Source organism: Actinomycetota bacterium (assembly GCA_035536535.1).
Classification (GTDB): Bacteria; Actinomycetota; JAICYB01; order JAICYB01; family JAICYB01; genus DATLNZ01.
The window spans coordinates 1-20,799 of sequence record DATLNZ010000076.1 but is presented as its reverse complement, the minus strand read 5'-3'; the positions used below and the strand labels follow the sequence as shown (position 1 = coordinate 20,799).

The following is a 20,799-nucleotide window of genomic DNA, read 5'->3' as shown; positions in this document are numbered from 1 at the left end:
ACTCGGCCCGCACCCACGGTGCGGCCGCCTTCACGGATGGCGAAGCGCTGGCCCTCCTCCATGGCGATGGGGGTGATCAGCTCCACGTCCATCTCGGTGTTGTCTCCGGGCATGACCATCTCCACTCCCTCCTGCAGGGTGATGGAGCCGGTCACGTCGGTGGTGCGGAAGTAAAACTGCGGGCGGTAGTTGGGGAAGAAAGCCGTGTGGCGGCCTCCTTCGTCTTTGGACAGCACGTACACCTGAGCGGAGAAGTTGGTGTGGGGGGTGATGGTGTTCGGCTTGGCGATGACCTGGCCGCGCTCGATCTCGGCGCGGTCGACTCCTCGCAAAAGCAGGCCCACGTTGTCTCCGGCCTGGGCGTTGTCCAGGATCTTGCGGAACATCTCAAGGGAGGTGGCCACGGTCTTTTTCTGGTGGCCAAGTCCCACGATCTCCACTTCGTCTCCGGGGTTGATGATCCCGCGCTCGACGCGTCCGGTGGCAACGGTGCCTCGGCCGGTGATCGTGAACACGTCCTCCACGGCCATCAAAAAGGCCCGCTCGACGTCGCGGACCGGCTCCGGGATGGCCTCGTCGCAGGCGGCGATGAGCTCAAGGATCTTGGGCTCCCACTCCGGGTCGCCCTCCAGGGCCTTGAGGGCCGAGCCGCGGATCACCGGGGAGTCGTCTCCGGGAAACTCATAGGAGGAAAGCAGCTCCCGGACCTCAAGCTCCACCAGGTCAAGGATCTCGGGGTCATCGACCATGTCGCACTTGTTCAAAAAGACCACGATGTAGGGCACCCCGACCTGGCGGGCCAAAAGCACGTGCTCTTTGGTCTGGGGCATGGGGCCGTCGGTGGCTGCGACCACCAGGATGGCTCCGTCCATCTGGGCGGCTCCGGTGATCATGTTCTTGATGTAGTCGACGTGGCCCGGGCAGTCGACGTGGGCGTAGTGGCGGGCGTCGGACTCGTATTCGACGTGGGCGATGGCGATCGTGATGCCGCGGGCCTTTTCCTCGGGGGCCTTGTCGATCTGGTCGAAGGCGAAGGCCTTGTTGACGTCCGACGGCTTGTGCTTGGCCAGCACGGCCGTGATGGCCGCGGTCAAGGTGGTCTTGCCGTGGTCGATGTGGCCGATCGTGCCGATGTTGACGTGGGGCTTGGTGCGCTCGAACTTCTGCTTGGCCATCTCGTCTCTCCTGGTCGTGCCGCCGCGGGCGTTCCTCCCGCGGTCGTAGCGGCGGGCGGACTCGAACCGCCGACCTCCCGATTATGAGCCGGGCGCTCTTACCAACTGAGCTACGCCGCCGCACCCGGAGCAACGGTGGGGGGAGCAGGATTTGAACCTGCGAAGCGCAAGCACCTGGTTTACAGCCAGGCCCCTTTGGCCACTCGGGTATCCCCCCGAAGACTTCCTCCGGGCGCCCTAGACGATACTACGGCCGAACAAAGGCCCAAGCCGGGAGCCGGCGTCAGTCGCCGTGGGTGTCGGCGGGGGGCCCGGCCGTCAGCGAGGACAGGATCCCGCCTTCGACGTGGAGCCGGACGAACTCGGCCATCAGCTGCTTGGACGGCGGCCGCCGCACGGACGGGATCAGCGGGATGCGCGGGAGAAGTCCGACCGAGCCCCCGACCGGGTCAAGCAGCGTGAGGAGCATCGAGTACTCGGGGGTCGCTCCGGGGACCCCCGTGTCCACGTCCAGGAGTCCGGCATGGACGCTTTCGCTGCGCAGGAACTGGCGGGTGTCCAGGATCCGGCTCACCTTGCTGCGCACCCACTGCTCGGCCCCCGCCTCGGCCTCCGCGAGCCACGCGTCCACAAACGGCTTCGGGGGGATCGGATCCGGCCGGTGCATCTCGAAGTGGAGATGCGGCGCCCCGCCCCGGGCATTGCCGGAGTCACCCACCGTGCCCAGCACGGTGCCAATCTGGACGGGGGTGCCGGCTTCGATTCCTTCGGCGACCTCCTGGAGGTGCGCGAAGTAGTACGACGTCCCGTCGCTACCGCGGGTCCAGACGGCGAGCCCTCCGACCTTGCCGTCGGTCACCCTGGTCACGACCCCCCGGTCCGGCGAACGGACGGGCGTGCCGAAGTCCGCGAAGATGTCCAGTCCCTCGTGCAGGTGGAACACGGGCGTGAAGCGCGGGTTCGCCCAGTCGTCGGACCAGTAGGACAGACCCGCGACGGGGAAACGACCCATTCCCTGGAGCAGCGCCTCCTCCAGCGTCAGACCGATGGAGGTGGCCTTTTCGAGCATCGCCACGAGCTTGATCGTGTTGCGCGCGGGGGTCCTCGGGAAGACGGGGATCTTGAAGCCCGGCGGGATGGCGGAGGCCGGCGTTCCGCCGGGACCAGGGTCCTCGGGCTCGAAGCCGTAGTAAGGGTCCTGGAACGGCGGCGACTGGGTCGGCTGTGGCGTATCGCCCGGAAGGGGTGGCTGGAGGCCGGGAGTCGTGGTCGGGCGAGGCGTCGGGTCGGGAGTCGGTGCGGCGGTCGGCCGTGGGGTGGGAGCCGGCGTGGGCGCCGGGGTCGGAGTCGAGCCGATCGGTGGAATCTGCGCCGAGGCCGTCGTGGACAGGCCTGCCAGGGCGGCGACGAGCAGGTACGCCAAGGCGGGGGCGAGCCTGTGCAATCTGGTCGTCCTCATAGACCCGTTGGTCCCTCTGCTAGAACGCAAGCTCTACAGCCTGCGCGACCTTCACGAGCAACTGGGGATACACCCCGATGAACACGACGCCCGCCAGGCACGCGGCTCCCGCAAGAGACACAGCCCTCGGAAACCGCAGCGCCCCGGCTTCCTCTGGAGCGTCCAGCCACATGGTTCGGACGATCCCCACGTAGTAGTACAGCGAGATCACGCTGTTCACCACCATGGCGGCCGCCAGGACGAGTCCCATCGTAGACCCCGCGTTGACCGCGGCGAGGAAAACGAAGAATTTCGCCCACAGCCCGGCGAACGGAGGTATGCCTCCGAGCGACAGAACGAATATGGCCAGTGACGCCGCGTGGAACGGCGCCCGCCGTCCCAGTCCGGCCAGGTCCCTGAGCAGAAGAGCCGGGTGCTGCCTGGAAAGCCCGATGACGACCGCGAACGCACCGAGGTTCATCACGGCGTATATCAGCAGGTAGAGGGCCAGCGCCCGCAGGTTTGCCGCGTTGACGGCGCGGTTGGCGTCGCTCGTGAACGGCCGGATCAACGCCAGCGGGATGAGCATGTATCCCGCCTGCGCGATGGACGAGTAGGACCGCAGACGCACGATGTGGCGCTGCTTGAGCGCCAGGAGGTTGCCGACGGTCATCGTGGCGATCGCGATCACAGCCACGATCGGCCCCCAGAACTCCGACAGGTTGGGGAACCCCCGCATCAAAATCAGCAGAAGCCCGACAAAACCCGCGGCCTTGGACGAAACGGACAGGAACGCCGCCAGCGGCGTGGGCGACCCCTCGTAGGTGTCGGGGGCCCAGAAGTGGAACGGGACGGCCGAGATCTTGAACCCGAACGCCGCGATGATGAACACGATCGCCGTCATCAGGAGCGGCTCGGGGTCCCTGGCGATGTCGGCGATATCGGCCAGACGCGTGGTCCCGGTGAATCCGTACACCAGCGAGATCCCGTACACGAGGATCGCCGCCGACAGGACTCCTATGAGGAAGAACTTCAGTGCAGCCTCGTTGGAGCGCGGATTGCGCTTGCGCAGTCCGGCAATGATGAAGGCAGGGGCCGATACCAGCTCCAGGGAGATGAACAGCATCAGCAGTTCGCGGCTCGAGGCCATGAGCATCGTCCCGAGCACCGAAGAGAGCAGCAGGAAGTAGTACTCGCCCTCGTAGCGGTGTCCGCGCAGCGGAGGCAGCGAAAGCAGGACGACGACCGCCGCGGATCCGAGCATCAGCGCTTTGAACACGACGGAAAAGCCGTCCTGGACGAACAGCCCTCCGAGCGTCTCCACCGGAGCGGCCCCCGACGCGGCGAAGGTCCCCAGCGCGACCGCGGCCGCCGCAAGGGTGGACAGCGACAGCCATCCGGCCATGACCCTGGCCTGGCCCCGCAGCACCAGGTCCACCACAAGGACCAGGCACAGCCCCGCGGAGACGATGATCTCCGGGGCCGCCGCCGCGTAATCGATCGAAGGCGTCATCTACGGGTTGAACAGCCTCGCCACGTCGGCGACAGCGTCCCCCGTGACACCGAGCAGAAGGTGCGGGTAGACGCCGACCACCAGGATCAGCACCAGAAGGGGGACCCACGAAGCCCACTCCAGCGGTGTCACGTCCTGGAAGCTGTGGCCCTTCCACTCGTCCTTGATGTTGCCGAGGTTCACGCGCTGCAGCAGCCACAGAAAGTACCCCGCAGTGAGCAGCGTCCCGATCACACCAAGAGCGGTCAGCACGCGGTAGTACGTCGTCAGGTCCGACAGGACCTCGGCCGGGTTGTACGAACCCAGCAGCGACAGGAACTCTCCCCAGAAGCCGGCCAGTCCCGGCAGTCCGAGCGACGCGATTGACGAGTAGGTGAGCACTCCGCCCAGCCAGGGCGTCAGCAGCATCATGCCGCCGAGCCGCGGGATGTCCCGGGTGTGGAAACGCTCGTGGACCGAGCCGGCAACGAAAAACAGCATCCCGGTGATCAGGCCGTGGACAACCATCGCCATGATCGCGCCGTTGATCCCGCGGTCGGTGAGGCTGGAGATGCCGAGCATCACGAACCCCATGTGGCCGACCGACGAGAAGGCGATGAGGCGTTTCATGTCCGTCTGGGCCAGGCAAGCCAGCGCGGCGTAGATGATCGCGATGGCTGAGAGAAGTCCGATCCAGGGGGCCCACGCGACGGCGGCGTCCGGAAGGATCGGCAGGGCGATGCGGACGAACGCGTAGGTCCCCATCTTCAGCAGGATGGCGGCCAGGATGACTGAGCCGACGGTGGGGGCCTCCGTGTGGGCGTCCGGGAGCCAGGTGTGGAACGGCCACATCGGCACCTTGATCGCGAAGCCGAGGAATAGCCCGCCGAACACCACGATCCCGAACAGGGAGCCGAAGGCCCCGTTTCGACCGAGCTCGGCCAGTTTCAGCATGTCGAAGGTGTGCGAGCCGCCGACGTCGGACCTCAGGTACAGGGCTATGAACCCGAGCAGCATGAAGATCGAGCCGAACAGCGTGTACAGGAAGAACTTGATGGCGGCGTACTCGCGGCGCGGTCCGCCCCAGATCGCGATCAGGAAGTACATCGGCACCAGGACCAGCTCCCAGAAGATGAAGAACAGAACCAGGTCCAGCGCGACGAACGATCCCGCCATGCCGGTCGTCAACAGCAGGATCAGAGCAAAGAAGCCGCGCGCGTTGCGCGGCTCAGGAAGCCACTTGTACGAGTACAGGATGCACAGGAAGGTCGTGAAGTAGGTGAGGACGAAAAGCGTCAGGGACAAGCCATTGAGCCCGACGTGGTACCGGGCGTTGATCGACGGGATCCAGCTCGCGTCCACCTCGAACTGCATCCGCGCCGTGTCGGAGTAGTCGAACCCGAGGGCGATCCCGACCACGATCAGCAGGGGCACCAGGGTGAACAGCCCCGCCAGCACCTTGACGAGACTTTCCTTTGCGCGCGGCAGCGCGGTCAGCACGGCGGCTCCCAGCAGCGGCACGAAAACCGCCGCCGTCACCCCCCAGTCCTGCAGGAACATCACACCCCCTTCTAACGGAACAGAACCGCCGAAAGCACGATGAGCCCGACAAACAGGGCCGCCGCGTACCGCTGGACGTTACCCGACTGGCCCAGGCGCAGACGGGAGCCGAACCGGCTGGTCAGGGCAGCGAGCCCGTTGACGACGCCGTCCACTCCGGCTTCGTCCACGGCCCGGGTCGCGCGGCCGGCCAGGACCGTCCCGGCTCCCGCGGCGTTGACCACCTTGTCGATGACCCCCTGGTCCAAGCGCCGGTACACGAATCGGGAAAGTCCGTACTGGACCGGCCTCACGATCGCCTTGAGATAGAACTCGTCTATGTAGAACCGGCGTTCGGCCGCGCGGTACAGGGGTCCGAGGCGCTCAAGCGGGTCCACGATGCTCAGGCCGAAGTTCGCCCGGGTGTACATCCGCAGTCCGAGGGCGATGCCGGACACAGCCAGGGCGACTGAGACCAGCGCGACCCAAGGCACGAACTCGCCGTGATGGGCGTGCTCGAAGTGGATCCAGTCGGCGAAGAAGTTGCCGGCGAACGGGATGCCAACCCAGCCGCCGACCACGCTCAGGACCCCCAGGATGATCAGCGGCCATGCCATCGACGGCGGGGACTCGTGGGGAAGTCCGTGGGGCTCGTGGCCCCCGTGCGCGGCCGTGCCGTGGGCCTTGTCGGCTCCGGGCGGGTGGTCGGTCGCTCCCCCGGCCACGGGCATCCTGCGGTAGCGACCGAAGAAGGTCAGGGCGCAGGTGCGTCCCATGTAAAAGGCCGTCAGGAACGCGGTGAGAAGTCCGCAGGCGAACACGACGTAGTGGTGGGTCTCGAAGGCGGCGGCCAGGATCTCGTCCTTGGACCAGAACCCGGCCAGAGGCGGGATGCCGGCCAGGGCCGCCGACCCGATCAGGAACGTGGCCGTGGTTATGGGCATGAACTTGCGAAGCCCGCCCATATCGAACATGTCGTTTGAGTGGACCGCGTGGATGACGCTGCCCGCGCCCAAAAACAGCAGCGCCTTGAAGAATGCGTGGGTCCAGAGGTGGAAGACCCCGGCCGTCGCCGCCCCGATCGCCAGCCCGGCCATCATGTAGCCCAGCTGGCTCACGGTGGAATACGCCAGGACCTTCTTGATGTCGCGCTGGACAACCGCAAGCAGGGCCGCCCCGACCATCGTGATGGACGCTATGACCGCGATGACCTCCATCGTCTGCTCGGAGGCCGAGAAGACCTCAAAGATGCGGGCGATCATGTAGACGCCCGCGGTCACCATGGTCGCCGCGTGGATCAGCGCCGAGACTGGTGTCGGACCGGCCATGGCGTCCGGCAGCCAGACGTGCAGCGGGAACTGGGCCGACTTCCCGACCGCCCCGCAAAACAGGAGAAGGGTCCCAGCGGTAACGACCGCGGAGGAGACCTTGTGGTGGGAGACCAGCTCCTGGAGCTCGCCTATGTTGAACGTGCCGGCCCCTATGAAGAGCACCAGGATGCCGATCGTGAACCCCAGGTCGCCCGTCCTGGTGGTGATAAAGGCCTTGATCGCCGCGCTGGAGTTCTCCTTCTCCTCAAACCAGTGCCCGATCAAAAAGTACGAGCAGATGCCCACCAGCTCCCAGCCGACCAGCATCTGGACGGTGTTGTTGGCGATCACCAGCGTCAGCATCGAACCCGTGAACAGGTTCAGCGCCGCGTAGTACCACGTGTACCGGCGGTCACCGTGCATGTAGCCGAGCGAGTACACCTGCACGAGCAGAGACACCAGGCAGACGACGACGAACATCATCGAGGCCAGCGAGTCGACTCTTATCCCGAGCTCGAGATGCACGTCGCCGAATGAGAACCACTGCACGCTGCGCTCGACGACACCGTGGGTCGTGATGGCCTCGTAAAACGATCCGAGGCCCAGCGCCAGCGCGGCGGAGACGGCGGCTATCCCGATCGGAGCGCCCCGGCCCGGCGTCCGCCGGCCGAAGGCCAGGATCAGGGCGAAAGCGGTGAACGGCAGCAGCGGGATGAGCCAGGCCATGTCCCGGAAGGTGTGCGCCAGGTGCGCCGCGGTCTCTTTCATCACCACTTCATGATTTGGAGGTCGTCCACGGAGACGGTGGACCGCTGGCGATACAGCATCATGACGATCGCGAGGCCTATGCCGACCTCGGCCGCCGTGACGGCGACGACGAACAGTGCCACGACGTTGCCGATGCGGTTGTCCAGGTATTGCGAGAAGGCGATCAGGTTGATGTTCGCGGCGTTGACCATCAGTTCGATGGACATCAGCAGCATCACGCCGTTGCGCCGGGCGAGCACTCCGTAGACGCCGGCCGAGAACATGAACGCGCCTAGGAGCAGCGGAGCGGCTAACAGCACGACCTCAGTCCCTTCTCGCCAGGACGATCGCGCCAACGAGCGCCGCGAGCAGCAGCACGGAGACGGCCTCGAAGGGCAGGATCCAGGTCGTGAACAGGTCCTGACCGAGCTGCTCCGTGGAAACGGCCGCGTCCAGCGCCAGGGGCCTGCGTCCGATGGAGGCGAGTATGCCGGTGGCCAGCACTCCGAAGACCCCGAACGCCACGCCCGCGGCCAGCAGGCGCTGGTTGTTGTCCGGCTTCGGCTGCGCCGTCCCCGAGGCAGTGAGCATGATCCCGAACAGGAACAGCACGACGACGGCCCCCACGTACACCAGGATTTGGACCAGACCCACGAACTCCGATCCGAGGAACACGAAGATGCCGGCCGTCCCGAGAAGCGCGCCTGCAAGAGCCAGGGCCGCATGAAGGACACGGCGCGCAGCCACGACGCCGACGGTGAACACGGCCGTGATGACGCCCAGGATCCCGAAGATGACGGCGTGGGCGGTCACGCGGACCCCATCTGGTCCAGCAGCGGCTTGAGGTTGTCGAGCAGGTCCTGGGGCGGAGCCGTCCCGCGCTTCTGCAGCTCGGCGAGCTTTTTGAGCCTGCCGCGCTCGACCGGTCCGATACCGGGGGGCAGGTTCGTCGGGTCGATGCGCGGTACGCCGCCGAGGTCGGCTGCTCCAACGGCCACCGCGTCGGTTGCCGTGGGCGAGGGGGCCGGGGCCTGGGGCGAGGCGACGTCCGAGGGCGCGGGAACGGGTGACCCCGCCGCTTGGGCCGCGGCGGAGGCCGGAGCCTCCTCGGGCAGCGTGTCCGACGACTCCCTCTGCGAGGGCGGCACGACCGGTGCCGCGGCGCCAGCGGCAGCGGCCTGGGCCGGGGCAACCGGGGCCACGGGCGCCGGCGCCTGCGTCGAGGCAGCCTGCGCTCGCAGGTAGGCGTCCTTTTTGTCCTGCTCGCGGATGACGGCCCAGATGCCCTCCGTGCGCTTGGCGTTGGCGACGTCGGCCGCCTTTCGCGCGGCCTCGTCGGCGTCGTCCACCAACGGTGGCGGAGGAAGGACGTGGTGCTGCCACTGGGTCAGGACGGGCATCTCGTGGACCAGCGACTCGTAGGTGTAGCCGGTGTACTCAAAGGCCGGCGACCAGTGCAGCGCATCGAACGGGCACACCTCCACACAGATTCCGCAGTACATGCACAGGCCGAAGTCGATTGCGAACCGGTCCAGTGCGTTGACCGGCTTGCGCTTGCCCGGCTTGGGCTCCTTGTGTCCCTCGATGTAGATGCACCAGCACGGGCAGTCCTTGGAGCACAGCATGCAGACGGTGCAGTTCTCCTCGAGCAGCGCGATGACGCCCCGCGACCGAGGAGGCAGCTCCATGCGCTCTTCGGGGTAGTGGACCGTCACCGCCCGCGTGAGCATGGCCCGCAGGGTGACCTTCATCGCTTCTAGGAGGCCGATGGCCGGCAGCCGGAAGCGGGGGCGCCCCTGCTTTCGCTCCACCTCCTGGATCGCGGCGGGATCCAGGCCGGGCCTGGTCATGCTCATGTGAGCACCTTGTAGAGGGAGACGCCCATGACGTTGACCAACCCTAGCGGGATGAGGAACTTCCAAGCGAACTTCTGCAGCTGGTCCTCACGCAGCCGGGGCAGCGTGAAGCGAATCCAGATGAACAGAAAGCACAAAAACGACAGCTTGGCGACGAACCAGAACAGCCCGACGGCCCACTCCAGGTTCTGCGGGACGAGGCTAGCCCCCGGCCCCCGCCACCCGCCGAGAAACAGGATCGTGCCGATCGCGGCCAGGGCCAGCACGTGCGCGAACTCCGCGAAGAAGAAGAACAAAAAGCGCATCCCTGAGTACTCCGTGAACGGGCCGGTGATGATCTCCGACTCGGCCATCGGCATGTCGAAGGGGGCCCACATCACCTCGGCCAGGGACGCGGACAGATAGATGAACATCGCCACCAGTCCGAACGGGTTGATCACAAACGGCAGGTCCTGGGCCTGGACGATGCCCGTCAGGGACATCGACCCTGCGAGCATCGCGATCGCCGCGGCACCGAAGACGACGGGAAGCTCGTAGGCGATGATCTGCCCCACCGCCCGCAGGCCTCCGACGAGCGTGAACTTGCTCGCCGAAGACGCGGCCGCCATGACCACCCCGATGGCGCCGATGCCGGAGATGGCCAGCACGTAGAACAGGCCGAGCTCGGTGTCGGCGGCGACCACGCCCGGGATCACGGGGATGACGGCGAACAGGAGGATGGCCGGGATCAGGACGACGAACGGCGCCAGGGCGAACACCTTGCGGTCCGCCCGCGCGGGGATGATGTCCTCTTTCTGGATGAACTTCAGGAAGTCGGCGATGGGCTGTCCGATGCCGTGGAACCGGCCGGCGTACATCGGTCCCACGCGGGACATGATGTGCGAGTGGATCTTCAAAAAGGCGTAGACCAGCGGCAGCAGCAGCACGGGCACGCCCAGGATGATCACGGCCGCCCGCAGGGGGGCCTGGACCCAGGGCTGGTCGAGAAGGGGGGCCGCGAGCAGCCCGGACGGATCTGCTGCCGAGAGCAGGCTCATACGAACCGGACCGCCTCCGCCGGGGCGGTCAAGCCCCCCACTTCTCCCGCAGGGACTCGTGCTGGATCTTCTCCTGGAGCTTCATGATCCCGTCCAGGAGGGCTTCCGGCCGCGGCGGGCACCCGGGCACGTAGACGTCGCACGGGATGTACTGGTCGATGCCCTTGGCGACGGAGTAGGAGTCCCAATAAGGCCCGCCCGAGTTGGAGCAGGACCCGTAGCTGATGACGTACTTGGGGTCCGGCATCTGCTCGTAGATCCGGATGATCGGAGGGATCATCTTGTCCACGCACGTGCCGGCCACGATCATCACGTCGGCCTGCCGGGGCGAGGCGGGAAACGGAATCACACCGAAGCGCATGACGTCGTGGCGGGGCATCATGCCCGCCGCCATCTCGATCGCGCAGCAGGCGAGTCCGAACTGAAGGGTCCACAGGGAGTACTTGCGTCCCCAGTTGAGCGTGTAGACGATCGGCTTCGGCAGCTCGATGGTCTCCAAAAGTGAGCGGCGCCCCATCAGGTCCACTCCAGGACGCGCCGGCGCCAGGCGTAGATCAGGCCGAGGGCCAGGATCGCGATGAACAGGATCATCTCCACCACCGCGAACAGACCGAGTCTTTCGTACACCAAGGCCCACGGGAACAAAAAGACCGATTCGACGTCGAAGATCGCGAACAAAAAGGCGAATACGTAGTACCGGACATTGGGCTGGGTCCACGTCTGGCCGATGGCGTCGATGCCGCACTCGTAGGGGAGCAGCTTTTCGCGGGTGGGGTTGGAGGGGCGCAGGACCCGCCACAGCAAAAAGGTCCCGCCCACGAACAGCACGCCCAGCACGGAGAGCAGTCCCACCACCCCGTAGCTGACGTAGTAGTCGGTCACAGCCTCTCCCGCGCCGAAGCTTGTGAATGGATTCCCAATTATATTGCGGCCCTGGAGCAGGGATCGTAGCGCACTCGGGCATGACGCCCGGAGCGGCCCCCCGGGCCCGTTGGGAGCCTGGGCCTAAGGCGCGACGCGGGGGCCCTGGAGCGGCTGATCGGCGGCCGGCGTGGTGGCCGCGAACCGCACCGCCCTCTCGGCCACGTTCAGGAACACGTCGGGCTTCACCCCCGTGGCCAGCACGATGGCCACACAGATCGCCAGAGCGGCGCGGAGGCCGCGGGATCGGTCCAGCCCCGTCTGCTCGTCGTCGTCGGCGGGGTCCTGCATGAACATCACCACGGCGACCCGGACGTAGAAGAAGGCCGCCACGACACTGGCCACCACCGCGACGACCGCCAGCCAGGCGTAGCCCGCCTTGACCGCGGCCAGGAACACGTGGAACTTGGCGAAAAAGCCCCCCGTCGGGGGGATCCCCGCCAGCGAGAACAAAAACAGCGCGAACAGCGCCGCGGCACCCGGCCTCCGGGAGCCGAGGCCGGCGAGCTGGGCGAGGTGGGTGCGCTCCCCGCCCCCGTCGCGGAACAGCATGATGCAGGCGAACGCGCCGATGGTCATCGCCGTGTACACGAGCAGGTACAGCAGGACGGCGGCGATGCCGGTCCGGCTGGCGGCGACTATGCCGATGGCGATGAACCCCGCGTGGGCGATCGACGAGTAGGCCAGCATGCGCTTGAGGTCGGTCTGGGCCACCGCCACGATGGAGGCGAAGATGATCGTCAGCAGCGCCAGGGCTATCAACGGCGGCCTCCAGTCCCAGCGCAGGCCTTCCATGGCTCCGAGCAGCGTCCGGATCAGCGCCGCAAAGGCGGCGGCTTTCGTCCCGCCCGCCATAAACGCCGTCACCGGCGTGGGCGCCCCCTGGTAGGCGTCGGGCGTCCACATGTGGAACGGGACCATGGCGGCCTTGAACCCAAATCCCACGGCCAGCAGCCCCACGGCCACCCCCATGAGACGGAAGTCCTCGATGCCGGACGAGGCGACGATCCCGTTGAGCCGCAGCAGGTTGGTCGTCCCCGAGGCCCCGAACACGTAGGCGATGCCGTACAGCAAAAAGGCCGACGCGAACGCGCCCAGCAGGAAGTACTTCATCGCCGCCTCCTGCGCCTCCAGGCGCGATCGGTCGAAGCCGGCGAGCACGTACAGAGCCAGGGACAGCAGTTCGATCGACAAAAAGACCATCACGAGGTCCGAGGCGACCGACAGCATCGTCATCCCCGAAGTCGACAGCAGGACGAGCGCGTAGAACTCGGCGCGGTCCAGCCCCCGGGGCTTGAGGTGCCCGTGCGCGGTGAGGGTGGCCAGTCCGGCCGCCAGCAGGATGATCCACCGGACGAAAACCCCGAAGCGGTCCGCGACCACCATGCCCCCGAGGCCGGACACGGCGTCCTGGTCCCACTGCGTCCAGGACAGCCATCCCGCTACGCCGAGGGCAACGATCGTCACGAAGGCGAAGTGGGCACCCCGGCTTTCGGGGCGCAGGCCGTCGAGCACGAGCAGCAGCAGAGCCGTCCCGACCAGGACAACCTCGGGCAGCAGGATGTTGAGGTTCTCGGCGCCGCTCATCGCCTGTCCATCACAGAGGCGTAGGCGCGCGTGACCGAGGCTTCCATCCGGGACAAAAACGGCTGCGGCCACACGCCGATCAGAACGATGAGGGCCAGGATCGGGTAGACCGCCAGGCGCTCACGCCCGGACAGGTCCTTCATGACCCGGTTCTCCTCACGCACCGGCGGACCGTGAAACACCCTCTGGTAGGCCCACAGCAGGTACAGGGCCGCGAGCACGACGCCACCGGTCCCCAGGATCGCCGCGAGCCGGTTGACGCGGAAGGTCCCGGCGAGAATGAGGAACTCCCCTGCAAAACCGTTCAGCCCAGGCAGTCCGAGTGAAGCCAGGGCGGCGATGAGGAACGCTCCCGACAACACGGGGGCCGACGCGCCGATCCCGCCGAAGTCGGCAATCGCCCTGCTGTGCCGGCGCGAGTACAGCATCCCGACGAGGAGGAACAACGCCCCGGTCGAAAGGCCGTGGTTGATCATCTGCAAGGTGGCCCCCTGGGCCGCCTGGATACTGAAGGCGAACATTCCGAGGACTATGAAACCCATGTGGCTGACCGACGAGTATGCGACCAGCCGCTTCAGGTCGGACTGCACCACGGAGACCGCGGCTCCGTAGAGAATGCCGATCACCGCGAGGACGATCATGACCGGCGCGGCTGCCGCGGCGGCGTCCGGGAACAGCGGGATCGCAAAACGGATAAAGCCGTAGGCACCCATCTTCAGAAGGACCCCGGCCAGGATCACCGAGCCCGCGGTGGGAGCCTCCGTGTGTGCGTCCGGGAGCCAGGTGTGCACGGGGAACAGCGGGATCTTGACGCCGAAGGACATCGCGAAGCCGGCGAACAGCCACGCCTGGGTCCCCAGCGCCAGAGCGGGAGCGGCCTGCCTCAGCCTCTCGTAGTCGAACGTCCGGATGCCGGTTGCATCGAGGACGCCCAGGTGCAGGGCGGCGACGGCCACGAGCATCAGCAGTCCACCCAGCAGCGTGAACAGGAAGAACTTGACGGTGGCGTAGACGCGGCGCTCGTAGCCCCAGATTCCGATCAGCAGGTACATCGGGATCAGGACGCCCTCCCAGAACAGATAGAACAGCAGGAGGTCCAGCGCCAAAAAGACGCCGAGGACGGCTCCTTCGGTCGCCAGGATCACGATCGCGAACTGCTTCACGCGCCGGGACTGGTCCCACGAGGCGATCAGGCAGATCGGGAACAGGAAAGTCGTGAGCAGGACGAGGAAAAGTGAGATCCCGTCCACCCCCAGGTGGTACTGGGCCCCCAGCCGCGGCAGCCAGCTCAGCCTCTCCACCATCTGCATCTCGCCGGAATCCGGGACGAAATTCGCCAGCACGCCGAGCGAAGCCGCGAAAGCCGCCAGCGACCACGCCAGCGCGGTTCCACGGATGGCGCGCTCGGACCGCGCCGGCAGCGCCGCGACCACCAGGGCGCCCGCGAACGGAAGCAGCAGCGTCAGCGACAGCCAGGGGAAACGGCCACTCACGGGGACACCCTCCGCACGCGGACCGTCACACGCCCCTCCAGGCGAACCAGACCACCAGGGCGGCCCCTCCGGCCAGGACGCCCACCGCGTACGCGCGGACCATCCCCGACTGCAGCCGCCGCATCACCGCGGCGGACCACGACGTCGCGCCGCCGGCGCCGTTGACCAGGCCGTCCACTACGCGCGCGTCGAAGACGTAGGCGAGGAAAGCGGCCACCAGCCGCGCGGGCGCCACGATGAGCGTGGCGTAAATCTCGTCCACGAAGAACCTGTTGCGCAGCAGCGTGGACACCGGGCCCAGCCGGCGGCGCAGCGCCGTGCGTCGCTCCAGCCCGGACGAGTACGTCCACCACGCGGCGACCACGCCCGTGGCTGCGATTGCCCACAGGATCGCGGTCACGGCGGCGGCCCCCTCGTGGTGCTCGGCCTCCCCCACGATGGGGGCCAAAAAGTGCCCCAGCATCCCGGCACGCGGGAACGGCTCGGGCAGGTTGAGCAGCCCCCCGCCGATCGACAGGACGGCGAGAACGGCCATCGGCAGCACCATCAGCGCAGGCGACTCGTGCGCGTGGGTCCCCTCCGACCAGCGCTGCTTTCCGGCGAAGGCCAGGAACAGCAGCCTGCTCATGTAGAAGGCCGTCAGCCCCGCGCCGAGGATCGCAATGACGAACAGGGCCGTCCGGTGCGACGCCCACACTGAGGCGACGATCAGGTCCTTGGAGAAAAACCCCGCGAACGGAAGGATCCCGCTGATGGCGGCCCAGCCGATCGCCGTGAGTGCGAAGGTGCGCGGCATCGACCGCCGCAGCGCGCCCATCCTGTCCAGCATCGTCTCGCCGCCCAGGCCGTGCATCACAGAGCCGGCGGCAAGGAACAGCAGCGCCTTGAAGAACGCGTGCGTCACGAGGTGGAAGATCGCCGCGCCGAACGCACCGACCCCCACGGCCAGAAACATGTAGCCCAGCTGGCTGATCGTCGAGTACGCGAGGACCCTTTTGATGTCGTCCTCGGCCACCGCCAGAAGCGCCGTGTAGATCATCGTCGCGGCGCCAATCACGGCTACCACGGTCATCGCCGTGGGGGACATCAAAAACAGCGGGTTGAGCCTCACCACGAGGTAGACGCCTGCGGTGACCATCGTGGCCGCGTGGATCAGCGCCGACACGGGGGTCGGGCCCTCCATGGCGTCCGGAAGCCACACGTACAGGGGCAGCTGGGCGGACTTGCCGACCGCTCCGGCGAACAGCAGCAGCGCAACGGCGGTTGCGGTCCCCGCCGCGAGCTCGTGGCCCTGGACGGCGCGCAGGATCGTGGTGATGTCCAGGGTGCCGAGGGTCGCGAACAGGAGGAAGATGCCGATCAAAAACCCCGTGTCGCCGATCCGGGTGACCAAAAACGCCTTTTTGGCGGCGGTCGCCGCGGCGGGCCGCTCAAACCAGAACCCTATGAGCAGGTACGAGCACAGTCCGACCAGCTCCCACCCGGCGAACAGCACTATCAGGCTCTCGCCCAGGACGAGCGTCAGCATCGAGAAGACGAACAGGTTGAGGTAGGCGAAAAACCTGGCGAACCTGGGGTCGTCGCGCATGTACTCGATCGAGTACAGGTGAATGAGAAAGCCCACTCCGGTCACGGTGAGGCACATGACCGCCGCCAGCGGGTCCCACTTGAGCGAGATCGGTATCCGGAGGTCGCCCACGGACGCCCACTCGAACAGACGAAGCACGTAGGACCGGCTGCCCTCGTCCTGGGACAGCAGGTCTCCGAACGCCATCAGCGATACACCGAACGCCGCCGCCACGGCCGCAGACCCCACCCATCCCGCGGCTCTTGCCACCCGGGGGCCAAGGGCGAGCAGGACGAGTGCACTTGCCAGCGGGATCAGCGGGATCAGCCAGATGTGCCTCATCGGGTCACCAGCGCAGAAGCGACAGGTCGTCGACGTTGGCCGACAGCCGCCGTCGGAAGATGGACACGATGATCGCCAGTCCCACCGCCACCTCGGCTGCCGCGACGATCATCACGAACAGGACGACCACCTGGCCGTCCATGGTTCCGTGCATCCGCGAGAAAGCTACAAAGGCGATGTTGACCGCGTTGAGCATCAGCTCGACGCACATGAACAGGATGAGTGCGTTGCGCCTCAGGAGCACGCCGGCGGCCCCCAGGACGAACAGCATCATGGACAGAAGCAGGTAGTGCGACGTCGTGACGGGGGTATCGCGCAGCCACACCGCAGCCACCAGAACCCCCAGCGCCAGGACGGCCGCGCTGATCCCGAGCCCGCGCCCCGCGGCGACCGGGCGCGGCGCTGATACCGGGGACTGCTCCACCGGCTGCGTCCCCGGGTAGTCGGCCGCGGCCTCCGCGGGGGAGGCTTCAGCCACCGGGCTCGTGCCGGGGAGTGGCTCGGACGCGGCCACGGGAAGGGTGCCGGGGAACGGCTCCGTCACCGGGCTCGTGCCGGGGTAGGCCGGCGCCGGAGCCTCGGTGCCGGGTCCGGGGGCCGGCGCCGTAGCCTCGGTGCCGGGCCTGGGGGCCGTCGGAGCCTCGGTGCCAGGTCCGGGGGCCGTCGGATCGGGCGAAGGCGGTCCGCCGGGCGACTGGGAGCCGCCCGGTGCGTCGTCGCGCACGGGCTCTCGGTCCTCGGGGGGAGGCGGTGCGCCGTTCATCAGTCCGACGAGCGCCGTTTGGCGAGCATGAGGATCCCGATCGCGGCGACCAGAAGCAGCAGCGAGGTCACCTCGAATGGCAGCAGGTAGTTGCGAAACAGGATCTCCCCCAGCGCGCGCGGCGAGCCGAAGTCGCGGGGGACGTCGCCGGGAGCCGACGACAGCCGCGGCGACACCATGACGCTGAAAAGCCCGGCGACCAGTGGCGTGGCGGCGAGGATGCCCATCACCGCCTGGCGCCGCTGAAATCTCCGCGGCTCCCCCAGCGACTCTGACTTCTCGACCCCCAGCAGCATGATCACGAACAGGAACAGCACCATGATCGCCCCGGCGTAGACGATGATCTGCGCGGCGAACAGAAACTCGGCCCCCATCGCGAGGAACAGCACCGCGATCGCTACGAGGTTCACCACGAGCAGCAGGGCGGCGTGCACGGCATTGCGCTGGATCAACATCGCGATGGCAGAGCCGAGGGCCAGCGCGCCGAAGATGATGAACAGGGTCATGTGCTGGCGCCGCCTGCGGTCGTCCGGTCTGTCCCGGTGTCGGGACGGTCCACCTCACCTGCCGACGGTGACTCGGGCATGTCCCCGGGGCCCGATGCGACGTCTGAGTCGCTCGCCCCGCGCCACATATCGCCCGGCAGCCAGACGACGGGCACCTTAGCCGCGCCCTCGGGCCGCCCGGTGTCCGGCGATCCGCCGCCGCCACGAACGTCGCCTTGCGCGCCCGTCCCCCGCAGCGATCCCATCCCCGGCTGCTCGTTGGTCCCGACGGGCAGCATCCCCGGGGTGCCGCGGTACCCGAAGCGCTCGCGCTCGAGGTCCGGGGGGTGCGTGAGCAGGTCCTGCTTGGAGTAGATGAGGCCCTGGCGGGTGAAGTCCGTCATTTCGAAGAAGGTGGTCATCGTGATGGCGTCGGTAGGGCAAGCCTCGACACAAAGGCCGCAGAAGATACAGCGCAGCATGTTGATCTGGTAGACGGCGCCGTACCGCTCCCCGGGGGACACGGGGGCTTCCGGGGGGTTCTCCGCACCGATCACGAGGATGGCGTCGGCCGGGCAGGCCCCCGCGCACAGCTCGCACCCGATGCACTTCTCCAGGCCCCCCTCGTAGCGGTTGAGAATGTGCCTGCCGTGCGCCCGCGAGGGCGGGATGGACTTGTCGTAGGGGTAGGCGACGGTCACCGAGGGCCGCACGAGGAAGTGCTTCAGGGTCAGCCACATCCCCTTGCCGAGGGCGAGCAGCGAGGCGGCCGGAGAGAACGAGTCCTGCCGCTTCATCGAGCCGGCGCGGCGCCGCACGTCCGAACGCGTGCTCACGACGGACCTCCGGGGGTCGAAGCGCCGGTGGACGCCGGCTGCAGCGCGTCTTCGGCTTCCGAGGCCACGTCTTCTCCTGGGGCACCACGGTCTTTGTCCGCGGGGACGAAGACGCTCAGAAGCAGCAGGCCCAGAAGGACGCCGACGATGGCCAGAAACCAGTCACGTGACGGCAGGATCTGGCCCATCGCGCTCAGCGGGATCCACACGATCCCGAAGGGGATCAGGTACCTCCACCCGATCGTCATCAGCTGGTCGTAGCGAAGCCTGGGAAGGGAGGCGCGAAGCCAGAAGAACAGGAACACGAAGAGAGCCGTCTTTCCCACAAACCACAGCATCGGCCACAGCCACGGCAGGAAGTCCGGAGCGGGGCCGAGCCAGCCGCCGAGGAAAAGCGTCACGGCCATGGCGGAGATCGTCACGACGTGGATGTACTCGGCCAGGAAGAACAGGGCGAACTTCACGCCGGAGTACTCGAGGTGGTAGCCGGCCACCAGCTCGGTCTCGGCCTCCGGCAGGTCGAAGGGGGCCCGGTTGGTCTCGGCGATGCCGGCGAGAAGGAAGGCTATAAACGCCGGTGCCTGAACGAGGATGAACCAACGCGGCTGCTGGGCGGCGACGATCGCGCGGGTGGACAGCCCGTTTTCTCCCGTGGACATGACGACCGGGACGACGGCCAGCCCCATCGCGATCTCGTAGCTGATCAGCTGCGCGGTGGACCGGACTGCGCCCAGCAGCGGGTACTTGGAACCGGACGACCACCCGGCGAGCGCGATGCCGTAGACGGACATGGACCCCATCGCCAGGAAGAAGAGGACTCCGACGTTGAGGTCGGCCAGCTGGAAGAAGATGTCCCGGCCCCCGGCGTGCAGACGGTCCCCGAAAGGGACCACCGCGAAGGCCAGAAAGGCGGGGACCATCGACAGGATCGGCGCGATCGTGAAGATCAGGCGATCGGCCTTGTCCGGGATGATGTCTTCCTTCGCGAACAGCTTGATGCCGTCGGCCAGGGTCTGCAGCAGGCCGAAAGGCCCGGCGCGGTTGGGGCCCACGCGCGACTGCATGTCCGCGATCACCTTGCGCTCGGCCCAGATGATGAGCATCACGAGCACGAGGATCACCGCGAAGACGACGACCGTCTTCGCCAGGACGATGAGGATCAGGGCGCCGTCCATCTACAGCGGCTCCACCCGCACGGCCGGAGAGCGGTCCCCCACCGTCAGCAGGTTCTGCGCCGGCGCACCCGGCTGCGCGTAAGGGACGAAGACCACGCCCGGACGCACCGTGTCCGACACCCGGACAGGCACGCTCAGCCGCCCGTGCCGGGACGTGACGATGGCCATGGCCCCGTCCTGGACTCCGGCGATGGCCGCGTCGTCGGGGTGCATCTCCGCATAGGGCTGCTGGGTGAGCGTGGCGATCTCCTCCGTCCGGCGCACGCGCGACCCGGCATCGTAGAGCAGGCGGTAGGTGAGAAGCCTCAGGGGGAACCCGTCGCGCGTCACCGGAGGATCGGGGATGGACACCACGCCCGGCGCAGGGACGGCCGACGCCGGCCTGTCGAGCAACCCGGACAGCTCCTCCTGCACGTCGCCCAGCCGCCGGCAGCCGATGGGGCGGCCGAGCCTGCGCGCGCACTCCGACAAGATCGCGTAGTCCGCACGGGCCGACCCGGGCGGGTCCACTCCGGCCTGGATCGGCTGCCTGCGGCCTTCCCAGTCGGTGAGCGTGCCGTCACGCTCGGCGAAAGCCGCCGCGGGCAGGAGCAGGTCCGCGAACTCCACCAGGTCGGAGCTCTGGACGTCCTGGACGACAACGTACCCGGCCCCCACGAGCGCCTCGGCCCCCAGCCGGGCGTCCGGAACGTCGCCGAGGACGTCCGCGCCGACAAGCCAGAGCAGGTCCAGTCCCCCGGAGCGGGCGCGCGACAGCACGGCGGCTGTGTCCTCACCGGGCTGCTCGGGAACCGGACCTCCCCACGCCGACTCCACCTCCGAGCGCAAAGCCGAGTCGGCGACCGGACGCCACCCCGGCAGCAGTTCCGGGTGCGCACCGGCGGCCAGGGCGCCGGACTCGCCGGCGCGCCTGGGTGCCCATCCGACGCGCGCACCACACGCGTCCGCGACCGCGTTCCAGGCGCCAAGCGCGGCGGGGTCCGCCGCCACCGCCGGGCCAAGCAGGATCACGGTGCCGCCGGAGCCCAGTGCCTCC

At 67.6% G+C, this 20,799-nt stretch carries 19 protein-coding genes and 2 tRNA genes; all 21 read right to left on the bottom strand.

All coding sequences use genetic code 11. From position 1 onward, the window contains the following. Positions 1–1,175: elongation factor Tu (gene tuf, locus VNE62_04965; GenBank protein ID HVE91638.1), on the bottom strand; the 1,175-nt coding region annotated here is incomplete at its 3' end. A gap of 46 nt (positions 1,176–1,221) precedes the next feature. Continuing rightward, a tRNA-Met gene (locus tag VNE62_04960) sits at positions 1,222–1,295 on the bottom strand. A 16-nt stretch (positions 1,296–1,311) separates the two neighbouring features. Further along, positions 1,312–1,392 (bottom strand) — tRNA-Tyr (locus tag VNE62_04955). Between the two features lie 66 nt (positions 1,393–1,458). Next, positions 1,459–2,634: a M23 family metallopeptidase gene (locus VNE62_04950; GenBank protein HVE91637.1), complete on the bottom strand. Its 1,176-nt coding sequence runs from the start codon at positions 2,632–2,634 to the stop codon at positions 1,459–1,461. 19 nt (positions 2,635–2,653) lie between these two features. Then, complete coding sequence (locus tag VNE62_04945) at positions 2,654–4,126, bottom strand: NADH-quinone oxidoreductase subunit N (protein HVE91636.1); 1,473 nt, start codon at positions 4,124–4,126, stop codon at positions 2,654–2,656. Next, on the bottom strand, positions 4,127–5,665 hold the full coding sequence (locus tag VNE62_04940; GenBank protein ID HVE91635.1) for an NADH-quinone oxidoreductase subunit M: 1,539 nt from the start codon (positions 5,663–5,665) through the stop codon (positions 4,127–4,129). It lies immediately after the preceding gene. Between the two features lie 11 nt (positions 5,666–5,676). Continuing rightward, positions 5,677–7,722: an NADH-quinone oxidoreductase subunit L gene (gene nuoL / locus VNE62_04935; GenBank protein ID HVE91634.1), complete on the bottom strand. Its 2,046-nt coding sequence runs from the start codon at positions 7,720–7,722 to the stop codon at positions 5,677–5,679. Continuing rightward, the gene (nuoK, locus tag VNE62_04930) at positions 7,722–8,021 is read right to left on the bottom strand and encodes an NADH-quinone oxidoreductase subunit NuoK (protein ID HVE91633.1); all 300 of its coding nucleotides are present in this window, start codon (positions 8,019–8,021) and stop codon (positions 7,722–7,724) included. Before nuoK (VNE62_04930) ends, nuoL (VNE62_04935) begins: the two co-directional genes overlap by 1 nt. Before the next feature lie 4 nt (positions 8,022–8,025). Continuing rightward, on the bottom strand, positions 8,026–8,514 hold the full coding sequence (locus tag VNE62_04925; GenBank protein HVE91632.1) for an NADH-quinone oxidoreductase subunit J: 489 nt from the start codon (positions 8,512–8,514) through the stop codon (positions 8,026–8,028). Continuing rightward, on the bottom strand, positions 8,511–9,557 hold the full coding sequence (locus VNE62_04920) for an NADH-quinone oxidoreductase subunit I (GenBank protein ID HVE91631.1): 1,047 nt from the start codon (positions 9,555–9,557) through the stop codon (positions 8,511–8,513). The genes VNE62_04925 and VNE62_04920 overlap by 4 nt, the downstream gene beginning before the upstream one ends. Then, complete coding sequence (locus VNE62_04915; protein ID HVE91630.1) at positions 9,554–10,594, bottom strand: complex I subunit 1 family protein; 1,041 nt, start codon at positions 10,592–10,594, stop codon at positions 9,554–9,556. Before VNE62_04915 ends, VNE62_04920 begins: the two co-directional genes overlap by 4 nt. Positions 10,595–10,622: 28 nt before the next feature. Next, a complete protein-coding gene (locus VNE62_04910; protein ID HVE91629.1) occupies positions 10,623–11,111 on the bottom strand; it encodes an NADH-quinone oxidoreductase subunit B family protein in 489 nt (162 codons plus the stop codon). After that, a complete protein-coding gene (locus tag VNE62_04905; GenBank protein HVE91628.1) occupies positions 11,111–11,476 on the bottom strand; it encodes an NADH-quinone oxidoreductase subunit A in 366 nt (121 codons plus the stop codon). Before VNE62_04905 ends, VNE62_04910 begins: the two co-directional genes overlap by 1 nt. Positions 11,477–11,599: 123 nt before the next feature. Next, a complete protein-coding gene (locus VNE62_04900; protein HVE91627.1) occupies positions 11,600–13,102 on the bottom strand; it encodes an NADH-quinone oxidoreductase subunit N in 1,503 nt (500 codons plus the stop codon). Beyond that, complete coding sequence (locus VNE62_04895) at positions 13,099–14,595, bottom strand: NADH-quinone oxidoreductase subunit M (protein HVE91626.1); 1,497 nt, start codon at positions 14,593–14,595, stop codon at positions 13,099–13,101. Before VNE62_04895 ends, VNE62_04900 begins: the two co-directional genes overlap by 4 nt. A gap of 25 nt (positions 14,596–14,620) precedes the next feature. Then, positions 14,621–16,504, bottom strand: a complete 1,884-nt coding sequence (gene nuoL / locus VNE62_04890) for an NADH-quinone oxidoreductase subunit L (GenBank protein HVE91625.1) — start codon at positions 16,502–16,504, stop codon at positions 14,621–14,623. A gap of 4 nt (positions 16,505–16,508) precedes the next feature. After that, the gene (nuoK, locus tag VNE62_04885) at positions 16,509–16,823 is read right to left on the bottom strand and encodes an NADH-quinone oxidoreductase subunit NuoK (GenBank protein HVE91624.1); all 315 of its coding nucleotides are present in this window, start codon (positions 16,821–16,823) and stop codon (positions 16,509–16,511) included. Between the two features lie 443 nt (positions 16,824–17,266). After that, complete coding sequence (locus VNE62_04880) at positions 17,267–17,773, bottom strand: NADH-quinone oxidoreductase subunit J (GenBank protein ID HVE91623.1); 507 nt, start codon at positions 17,771–17,773, stop codon at positions 17,267–17,269. Beyond that, positions 17,770–18,588: an NADH-quinone oxidoreductase subunit NuoI gene (gene nuoI / locus VNE62_04875; protein ID HVE91622.1), complete on the bottom strand. Its 819-nt coding sequence runs from the start codon at positions 18,586–18,588 to the stop codon at positions 17,770–17,772. The genes VNE62_04880 and nuoI overlap by 4 nt, the downstream gene beginning before the upstream one ends. Beyond that, positions 18,585–19,763: an NADH-quinone oxidoreductase subunit NuoH gene (gene nuoH / locus VNE62_04870; protein ID HVE91621.1), complete on the bottom strand. Its 1,179-nt coding sequence runs from the start codon at positions 19,761–19,763 to the stop codon at positions 18,585–18,587. Before nuoH ends, nuoI begins: the two co-directional genes overlap by 4 nt. Further along, the coding region (locus VNE62_04865; GenBank protein ID HVE91620.1) for a molybdopterin dinucleotide binding domain-containing protein at positions 19,764–20,799 on the bottom strand (1,036 nt) is incomplete at its 5' end. It abuts the gene before it with no gap.